Origin of the sequence: uncultured Campylobacter sp., from assembly GCF_937949835.1 — a bacterium.
In the GTDB taxonomy this organism is placed as follows: domain Bacteria; phylum Campylobacterota; class Campylobacteria; order Campylobacterales; family Campylobacteraceae; genus Campylobacter_B.
In genome coordinates, this window is the sequence record NZ_CALEDC010000183.1 from 1 (window position 1) to 1,106 (window position 1,106).

The 1,106-nt window shown below is 47.8% G+C and carries 1 protein-coding gene; it reads right to left on the bottom strand.

What is annotated here, in order from left to right; genetic code table 11:
* Positions 1-61 precede the first annotated feature (61 nt).
* The gene (locus Q0256_RS03915) at positions 62-751 is read right to left on the bottom strand and encodes a hypothetical protein (RefSeq protein WP_297960216.1); all 690 of its coding nucleotides are present in this window, start codon (positions 749-751) and stop codon (positions 62-64) included.
* Between the last annotated feature and the right edge of the window lie 355 nt (positions 752-1,106).

Consider the following 1,106-nt stretch of genomic DNA (forward strand, 5'->3'; position numbering starts at 1 on the left):
TAATTTTAAACTGCGCTTAGCGGCGTAAAATTTTGACTAAAATTCTGCGTTCAGCTCGCCATTACGCCTCGCGCATCTCCTCTGCTAGGCGCTTTTTGTAGGTGCGCTTGAAATGAAACGCCCAAATTAGCGGAAATATTATCTCCAGCCCTTTCCAAAATGCAAACCCGCCATATCCCCCAGGAATGGCAAAAAAACATCTGCAAACCACATAGCAAGCGACTACATAGCTTGTTCCAAAGACAGCGCCCCAAGCTATTATTTCAGAGTCGGTCGTAACAACCCAGATCGCAACCAAATATATGAAAGCGCTTGCTAGCGCGGTCGGAAAAAACCAATTTAGAACGCCTAATTTTTGATAGTTTATATCCGCGGTAAGATAGCCCACCACGCAAGCGATGATACATAGGGCACATAAGATAGCGCGTAGCACGACTAAATAGCGCAGCCCACGGGGTTGCATCGCGCCTTCGTAGTCGCTGTTTTCGCAGCTACTACTTTGGCTGTTTTTGCTGCCGCGCCCCGCCACATAGACAAGATGTGCGCCCAGCGCTATGAAACACGCGCATGCTGCAAGGTCCCAAAATATGAAGTTACCGAAGATTGTCCCGCCCGAGCCATCATCGCCCGTAGGTCCTATTAAATAAGGCCACGAAATTTTCACTATGCAAAACGTCGCCGCAAGCAAAATCGGGTGCAGCGCGAGCCTGCCGTTTCGCAAATCAGAGAGTAAATTTTTAAAATAGCTCATATTTTCCCCTTAAAATTCCGCGGAATTCTAAAATCCCGAAAGAACTCCGCGCGCATAGTCTGCGAATAGAAATTTATAACTCCCCAGTGCGGAATTCTACTACTAAATTTAGAATTTTGCAGCGAGGAATTTTAAAATCAAAGTATGTAACGCAAGCCGTTAAATAAAAATGCTCGGACGCAGTCCGTACCTCTGGCATCGTCGGGGGATGGGTGGGGTTTGTGGGCGAGCAGAGCAATGCGGTGCTGCGGAGCAGCGCCGCCTCTGCGAGAGGTGTGACCTCGCAATTCAAGCCCCTTCCCGCCCCAAGATATGCATATCACGGGCTAAAATTTAAACGTAATTTCATTTTGCA

Excerpts from the sequence above, each read along its gene's own strand:
- Q0256_RS03915 (WP_297960216.1), bottom strand. The coding sequence starts at position 751 with ATGAGCTATTTTAAAAATTTACTCTCTGATTTGCGAAACGGCAGGCTC.